The sequence below is a fragment of the Candidatus Nitrosocosmicus agrestis genome (genome assembly GCF_008389435.1).
Classification (GTDB): Archaea; Thermoproteota; Nitrososphaeria; order Nitrososphaerales; family Nitrososphaeraceae; genus Nitrosocosmicus; species Nitrosocosmicus agrestis.
Genome location: NZ_VUYS01000029.1, coordinates 19,685 through 27,404, shown reverse-complemented (window position 1 = coordinate 27,404; position 7,720 = coordinate 19,685). Strand labels below are relative to the sequence as shown.

8 protein-coding genes and 1 tRNA gene are annotated in these 7,720 nt (G+C 34.6%); 3 read left to right on the top strand and 6 right to left on the bottom strand.

Annotated elements, in window-relative coordinates; genetic code table 11:
• Positions 1-415: 415 nt before the first annotated feature.
• Together F1Z66_RS16495 and F1Z66_RS14350 are read left to right on the top strand one after the other, a co-directional pair.
• Positions 416-601: a PKD domain-containing protein gene (locus F1Z66_RS16495; protein ID WP_438502951.1), complete on the top strand. Its 186-nt coding sequence runs from the start codon at positions 416-418 to the stop codon at positions 599-601.
• 50 nt (positions 602-651) lie between these two features.
• On the top strand, positions 652-942 hold the full coding sequence (locus tag F1Z66_RS14350; protein ID WP_149864309.1) for a hypothetical protein: 291 nt from the start codon (positions 652-654) through the stop codon (positions 940-942).
• Between the two features lie 2 nt (positions 943-944).
• Here F1Z66_RS14350 and F1Z66_RS14345 read toward each other — a convergent pair whose 3' ends face one another.
• The 3 genes from F1Z66_RS14345 to F1Z66_RS14335 form a co-directional block, all read right to left on the bottom strand.
• On the bottom strand, positions 945-1,199 hold the full coding sequence (locus F1Z66_RS14345) for a hypothetical protein (RefSeq protein ID WP_149864308.1): 255 nt from the start codon (positions 1,197-1,199) through the stop codon (positions 945-947).
• Positions 1,200-2,003: 804 nt separating this feature from the next.
• A tRNA-Gln gene (locus tag F1Z66_RS14340) sits at positions 2,004-2,092 on the bottom strand.
• 48 nt (positions 2,093-2,140) lie between these two features.
• The gene (locus F1Z66_RS14335) at positions 2,141-3,262 is read right to left on the bottom strand and encodes a DUF354 domain-containing protein (protein ID WP_149864307.1); all 1,122 of its coding nucleotides are present in this window, start codon (positions 3,260-3,262) and stop codon (positions 2,141-2,143) included.
• A gap of 185 nt (positions 3,263-3,447) precedes the next feature.
• Between F1Z66_RS14335 and F1Z66_RS14330 the strand changes: the two genes are divergently transcribed.
• Positions 3,448-4,722 (top strand): hypothetical protein, encoded by a 1,275-nt coding sequence (locus F1Z66_RS14330; RefSeq protein ID WP_149864306.1) that lies wholly within the window; start codon positions 3,448-3,450, stop codon positions 4,720-4,722.
• 229 nt (positions 4,723-4,951) lie between these two features.
• Here the strand turns inward: F1Z66_RS14330 and F1Z66_RS14325 are convergent, their stop codons facing one another.
• The 3 genes from F1Z66_RS14325 to F1Z66_RS14315 all read right to left on the bottom strand — a co-directional run bounded on the left by F1Z66_RS14325 (position 4,952) and on the right by F1Z66_RS14315 (position 7,716).
• Entirely contained in the window at positions 4,952-5,455 is a 504-nt protein-coding gene (locus F1Z66_RS14325) for an acyltransferase (RefSeq protein WP_149864305.1), read from the bottom strand.
• A gap of 323 nt (positions 5,456-5,778) precedes the next feature.
• On the bottom strand, positions 5,779-6,732 hold the full coding sequence (locus F1Z66_RS14320; protein WP_201448662.1) for a Gfo/Idh/MocA family protein: 954 nt from the start codon (positions 6,730-6,732) through the stop codon (positions 5,779-5,781).
• A 66-nt stretch (positions 6,733-6,798) separates the two neighbouring features.
• Positions 6,799-7,716, bottom strand: a complete 918-nt coding sequence (locus F1Z66_RS14315) for a branched-chain amino acid transaminase (protein ID WP_149864304.1) — start codon at positions 7,714-7,716, stop codon at positions 6,799-6,801.
• Between the last annotated feature and the right edge of the window lie 4 nt (positions 7,717-7,720).

The window sequence follows — 7,720 nt, the reverse complement described above, 5'->3', positions numbered from 1 at the left end:
GCTCACCGAATGCCGTTACCTTATAATGGTCAAACCTTTCTACACTCATTAGAAAACTAAATCTTTCTGTAGAATTAGGTTCATAAATGGTAAAAGGACCAGATATGAATCTGCTTGTGTCTCTTAACGTTTTATTTTCAGAATCATATAGCGTAACGTTAAATTTCATATTTTCTACATTCTCAGTTGAGTTATTTTGAAGAACCCCTGTTGGGTTAGTTTACAATCCGGATAAAAAGAATTTGTATATGACGAGCAATACAAGCGAAGGTCCAGACTTGGTTTCTGTAATTGATACTTTTCCTATTAATGCGATAGACACCATAAAACTTATTAGATCTCCTTTCGGATAGTCTATAATCCTTATGATGGTAACTTTTTGGTAGTAAATTATGATTAAGATACCGTATCAGTTATCTCAGTCTCCCCGATATCTCCATTAACTGTTAATGCAGGACAAGACCAAATCGTAGCCTCTGGAGACACTGTTCATCATGATGGTAGTGGTAGTTCGGACAATTCAGGTAGAACTCTCACCTATCAGTGGACACAAACATCTGGGCCAGAAGTAATTCTTCGTGAATCAACTGTAGAAAGCTAACCTATACAGCACCTTACTTAGGAGATCGGCAGAATATTGGGTTTGAACTAATGGTTACTAACGAGCAAGGAGTGAAAAGTGGGCCTGATGAGGGAAGGATAACTATAAATCCGATACCAGCGGTCTTAAAACCCATTGTCGGTGCCAATCCTGATCAGTTTGTAAACAGCAATAGTCTAGTTCAATTGGATGGCAGTAATAGCTCCGATTCAAGTGGTTTTCCCTTGAAAAACTCTTGGAATCAAACTTCGGGACCGCAGGTTATTTTAAGCGATTCACATGATTCACTACGGTTAATACACGCTTTTAGACAAATGATAATTAGAAAAACTGCTTTTTAGTATTAGTATCTGATCAAATCCAATACTAACTTTAGTTTAGATAATTCATCTCTAAGTAGTTGCATATCTTCTTTAGACTTGACATATTTTAACAATCTTTCGCAAGCCTGAATTTGAGCCAAAATTAATTCACCTTTTCCTAGACACAAGCTATGAGCTGACTCAACGAAATGATATGAAACACTTCTCCCTCTCTCCTTACATCCACATGTTCTTGCTTCCACCAAATAAGGTATCTCACTTTCGATAATGTTCATGATTATATATCGCTTGGCTGACTAATATTATTTCTTTAACGTAAATGATGTTAGTGGTATTATATAGATCATAACAAGATTGGCCAAAACAAGGTAACCAACGCCTACAAATTACGTTATTAATTAAATAATTGTATTTCAATAATAGATTCTAATGAGGAGTTCATATATCACGTTTGAGTAGTCTAGATTTGACAGTATATAATGGTTAGAAAATCGGGTCTTGCATCATGCGTGACATGAACCCAATGCATGACCCCTATTGAATTCTTTTGAAGGTATTTCTACCTATCAGATGAACATTAAATAGCATGTATAGGTAGATTATGATAACTGCAGTTACAAATTTTTGTTAGATAATAACAAATCCACATACATGTCAGCACAATTCGAGTTATATTTTTGGCCAAAAGATCTTTTAACCTTGTTCCATTACTTTCGTTATGTCGCTTCTCTCTAAAGCAGAGGTCTAATACCTTGAAGGTCATAAACAGCTTTCTAAATCACATAAAGAAAGTTAAAATGTACGATGCGAAAGAAAGTTGAAGGTTTAAAGACACCCCCTTGAATCTAAGCTAATCCCTATCAGCCAAATATTCGATTTTGAGAATTTAGTCATCGTTGAGAAGGAGAATATATCCAACAAGCAGATACTAAAATCAGTAATTCTTCTTTATCGGGCTTTGACGCTACTAAAGAACAGTAGCTCAGAAAATATTGAAGGCATTATATCAACACACTTCATTCCATGCAATAATTACCAGTTAATCAATGTAACTCTACAAACCACCAAAATATTCGAAGTAGCCCGGCCCAGATTCGAACTGGGGTCAAAGGCTCCAAAGGCCTCTATGCTTGGCCACTACATTCGGCATTTCAAATTCTACCGGGCTTCCGGGCATTTTAATATTGTATGTACGGACGTTATTAATATTACGAATTTATTTTTTATTCATTGAATTTAAATATTCAATTAGCTTATCTATGGGGTCTTCCATATTATTAATTCTCATAATAGCCCTTTTCATGATATCAGCACATTTTTTATCGTCCGATAGCAAGGTGTTTACCGTCTCTATCAACTGCCCCGGGGTAGAAACTTGCTGAACTAGCCCTATCCTCTTTAAATAATCATCGATATAAAACTGGATTGGGGCTATAGAGATTGTTGGTTTACCAAGCAGTGCAGATTCGGCAGTCATAGTACCTCCTGCACCTATAAAAACATCAATATTTTCTAACAGTCTAACCCCATCTATTACCTGTTTTAACACAATTGCGCTGTCTGTAAATCTTTTGGACATCTCCTTGATTTGGTCCGGATACCTACATAAAATAACGACATTATTTTCTGGACCAAAAGAATCAACTACATGATCAACAAAATCTAGTGGTTGAATTCTTAAACTTTTGTTTGAAATGTAAGCTGCCTTTGATTCTTCTAACCTGATCAGTATAGATTTTTTTTTATCATTTATTCCCAGGGCACCTAACAATTGATTGTCTTTCCGAGAGTAGAGAGGACGTTTTCCAATCTCGTTTTTCTTGAGATTTTGCAAATTAGAATTTAGCTTTAGCCAGGCAATTGGGTCCAAGCCATCATAACGGATTATGTTAGACGAAGATATTCCAAATTTTTTCCATGCAGAAATTGGGATAGCTTTGGGGGAAAACAATTTTGATAATAAGGGTATTGTCAACCTAGCCACAGCTTCTGCATGGGGCGAATCATTAAATCCAAGATGATGTATTCCTAGGCCAAATGCGACCCTAGAAGCCTCAGGAGAGGAGAAACTGATCACAACATCAGGGGAGAATTTCGACACTATCTTGGTTAATTCGACTATACGTTTTGAACTCTGAAAAAGTTTGTCATAAAGATTTGATCCTCCATGGCTGCCTACCATAAGCAGTTTTAGGTCTTTAAGATAGGATAATTCATTTGCTTCCCGATAGTTTCTAGAAGTGCCAAGTACATCATGACCTTTTTTTTGTAATAAGTCTATCGCAGGTTTGAAGAACATTATTTGCTTAGGTGTCAGAATGTCAAACCAGATCTTCACAATTTAGAATATTTCCAAGATATTAAAAAATTCTTGCTTTTATTTATAATATTAATTCTCATTTTGACTAATCGAAATTGCAGTTAAAATCAATAAACCCAAAACTAAATAAATATATACAAAACTAGAATATTAAGGGAGTAGAGGATTCTGGGAAAGCATTTTGATCAGGTGATAGAATCATAATGGATACCAGAGTTGGAAGTGTATTGGATTTAGGCAATAATTCTATGGTCTCTAGAGGTACTAAGGGAGTTGACATCCATCCTGAGAGGGAGTTAGGATCTTTGGTTGTTTACGGATTGAGTACTGAGGGGTTTGAAATTGCAAAAAGAATCCTGCAAATGCAACCTAGAGTGATCATTATTGATGAGAATTCTAGATTAGGTATTATCCTCACACCCGAGATAGCAAAAGAATATTCAAACATTAGTTTTCTGACAGATGAGGAATTGTTACTAAATTTAGAACCATTTGAAAGTGCAATAATAAATGCGCCTATGATTTTTTTTGCTCCCAGAATCAGGAAGATTAACCAAGATGTAAAGAACGAAATTATACAAAAATTTAGAGAACTGATCACATTTTTGAGAAAAGATTCAGTCATTGTAGTAAACATTCCATTAGGAATAGGAGGAAATAATGAGATAATTACCCTTATTGAACATCAATCCGGTCTAATAGTGGGTAAGGATATACATTATTACTACAACCCAATCAAAGCTGACGGGGAAGTAGATAGAATTGTTGTAGGTTCATCATATCCACGAGACAAAGTGAATACATTTACAAACTCGATTCTTACCCATATAAATAAATACAAAACTGTTCAACCGGCTATAACAACGAGTAGTGTGGTGTCTGCAGAAATGAATTATTCAATTAATGTGATCAAGAAGTTTTCGGTTTTAGCGTGTATTAATGAAATATCAAGACTAACAAAGTTAAAGGATGACAAAATGGAAATTTTTAGTAAAATGTACAAACAGGTTTATTTTGATGAGATCGCAAACGGATTATTCGATCTTAGAATGATAAGTCATTCCTTATCTAGTTCAACACCGCTTAGTTACCTAGTAAATGGAACCATAAAATCAATTGAAGGGTATATCAAAAGTTTGGTGGATGAAACAAGGAGTCAACTCAAAATAAGAGAAATTAAAGCAAGTAGAACAAAGGTAACAATTCTGTGGACTATTGACAATTATGAAATTAGAGGCGACAAGGCGATTATAAGAGAATTGCTCGAATCTAAATTAAGAGATTATATTGGCGAGGTTGAAATACAAGATTCTAATAATTACATCCCAAATTCACTTAATAACATTATTATAGCATGTTCGAATTCTGATTATGAAAAGATTATTGATAAAATGAATAGTAACATCAATCAACATCATTCAAACTATAAAATAATAGTAATTGCAGCCAATTCTACATTTACCACAATCGAGATTTAGACAGGATTTATTTAAAGCAGCATAATTATGCTATCAATTACAAATGCCGTATAAACTATTGTAACAACTACTACAATCAAAGATCATATGGACAGCAAAAACTACCATCTATCCATCGAGTATAATTTAAAATTTTTTCCAGAAGACATCGATGATCAAAAAAAATGAAGATTTTTCAAAAGTTAATTATCCTCACAAAACTAATGTATAAAGAATATCTTCAAATAAATTAAGGATTATCCCAATTGCTCTTTTTTTGATCATACTCCTTTCTGGTATATACTATTCGTGCAGGATGACCCATTACTACTACATCTGGAGGAACATCTTTAGTCACAACAGAAGCCATTGCAATAACACTATTTTTACCTATCGTTACGCCTGCTTTGATCACTGATCCTCCTCCAATTATTGCACCATCTTCGACTTTAACTCCTATCATTTTCTTGCTCATAGGATAAGGATCATTGGTGAATTTGGTGCCAGGACCTATGAACACATGATTACCGATTTCCGTCAGTGGAGGAATATAAACAGATCCTTCTATTCTACAATCATCCCCAATTTTTACTCCATAGTCTACATGTGTCAAAGACCCAATCATTACATTATTACCTATAGTAGTATCATTACCTACATATGCAAAATGCCAAATTTTGACACCGTTGCCTACATAGGCCTTTGGAGAAACAAAATTAACAGGAGGTGTTTGGTGATTACCTTCATAAGACACTTTCTATCACTTATTTTGATTAATAACTCAATCCATTTATAATTTTATCAGGTATAACTGACCAGATGAGGAGAATTAATTTTAGAGGTATGTTATAAACCAGTCTACACACATGCCTTATCAAAAAGTAAACAGAATATAGCTTTGAGAAGTGTCAGTCAGGTATAAGAAAAAATATCAATAAACTCCTCAATTGCAATTTCATGATTTATTTGGCAAGTTCAGAATCGGATTGCAGAATATAATGATGAATATATCATACAATATTCCAAGGATTACATCACATAAATATTAAGGTATATACTTGTAAAAGGAAAAAATATCTAAAGAGAAAGGTATACAGGATTACCAGTATTACTGGATATCAGGGCCGCCTCTGCTATTCTTGTGACCGCGGTTGCGTCTTCCGGAGTTACTAAGAACTTGGTAATATTACCCGATACCGCTTTGATAAAGTTTTCTAACTCCAAAGTTAATGGCTCTTTGAATTTTCTTCTTGGAATTATAGTTTGGTTTTCGTCATCTATTCGTATTTCCTGAGTAATAAAATCACCTGTAATCGTACCTTCCGAACAAACTGCGGAAAATCGTCTAACCTTTTTGGGAGTTATCCAATTAGATGCTATAATCGCCACTTTGTTTTTGGGAAAACCCAACATAATTGTAGCAAAATCCTCAGAATTATGGAACTTTTTACCTGCGCGGGCAAAGACAACATTTGGTTTACTGTTGAAAATAAATAAAGCAGTATCAATATCGTGTACAGAGGTATCATAAATAATTCCAACATCTTTGATATGTAAGGGCATGCGGTTCTCACGGTGAAATTCCATCATTAATAATTCACCATATCTATTATCATCGATAATTTGCTTCAAATCTTGTACTACGGGGTTAAACCGTTCAATATATCCCGATGTAAGTATGACGTTATTCTCTTTTGATAGATTAGTAAGTTCAATACATTCGACGGATGAAAAGGAAAGAGGTTTCTCAACGAAAACATTTATCTTATGCTTAATTATTTCTCGAGCGACTTTGAAATGCGTTTTTGTGGGAGTACACACCAAACAAGCATTCAAATCGATTTCCTTTTCGAGGAGTGTATCTATGGATAAATATGAATTGATTTTAAACTTTTTTGAAAGTGCATCAATCCGACCTTGGTCAGAATCACAAACTGCGGTCAAAACGCCTAAATCATTTAAAACTCTAACATGGTTCTTACCCCAGCCACCTGTTCCTACTACGGCAACTTTAATTGATTTATTAGTCAAATTCTTCAACCCACCACTATTACTAGTTTAAATGATTAGATTCTAAAGTATTTTTATACAATCAGTTTACCATACCGCAGTAAGCCAATCCTTGAATTCAGGGATCTTAGAAGTGACAATTTTTTGATAGAAACTCGAAATCTCTTTGGTAATTTTTCCTACCTGGCCATTTCCTATGCTATGATTATCAACACTTATGACAGGAGTAATCTCAGCAGCCGTTCCGGTTACAAAAATTTCGTCTGCGATATACAATTCAGTACGAGAGATAGATCGTTCTTGTATTTCATATCCAAAATACTTTGCAATGGTAATTGCAGTATCTCTGGTTATTCCCTCTAAAACAGAATCTGACAATGGAGGAGTGAATATTTTGTTATTCCTAATCACAAAGATATTTTCACCTGGTGCTTCACTTACATTTCCATGATAATCCAATAGTATTGACTCATCGTATCCATTTCTTTTACACTCTTGGGTAGCTAATACGGAATTCATATAATTGCCACCTGCTTTAGCCATTGGAGGAGTCGAATTCTCATTAATCCTTCTCCAAGATGAAATACATGTTCGTATTCCAGTTTCCGGAAAGTATCTATTAAATGGAAACGCGATAATGGCCAAATGAGAAGGAGAGTTTCTGGTGACATTCAGATCAATCCCATGCAATCCTACAAATAATAAAGGTCTTATATAACAAGATGTTTTGATATTGTTCTTTTTTAATAACTCGATAGTGGATTCACACATTTCAGACAATGTATAACGAGGATTTATTGAATATACTTCTGCGGATTCAATTAGTCTTTTCATATGTTCCTTGAGCTTGAAAATGAAAAGGTTCTCGTTATTTGAATATCCTCTTATTCCCTCAAAAACAGATGTCCCATAATGCATTGCATGAGTAGTTATGGGCACAGTCACAGATTCCCATGGTTTGACCTCGCCGTCAAACCAGATGAAATCAGCATTCTTTGTGTTCATAGTT

Coding starts and splice junctions, on each gene's coding strand:
- F1Z66_RS14330 (WP_149864306.1), top strand. CDS start 3,448: ATGGATACCAGAGTTGGAAGTGTATTGGATTTAGGCAATAATTCTATG.
- F1Z66_RS14350 (WP_149864309.1), top strand. CDS start 652: ATGGTTACTAACGAGCAAGGAGTGAAAAGTGGGCCTGATGAGGGAAGG.
- F1Z66_RS14345 (WP_149864308.1), bottom strand. CDS start 1,199: ATGAACATTATCGAAAGTGAGATACCTTATTTGGTGGAAGCAAGAACA.
- F1Z66_RS14315 (WP_149864304.1), bottom strand. CDS start 7,716: ATGAACACAAAGAATGCTGATTTCATCTGGTTTGACGGCGAGGTCAAA.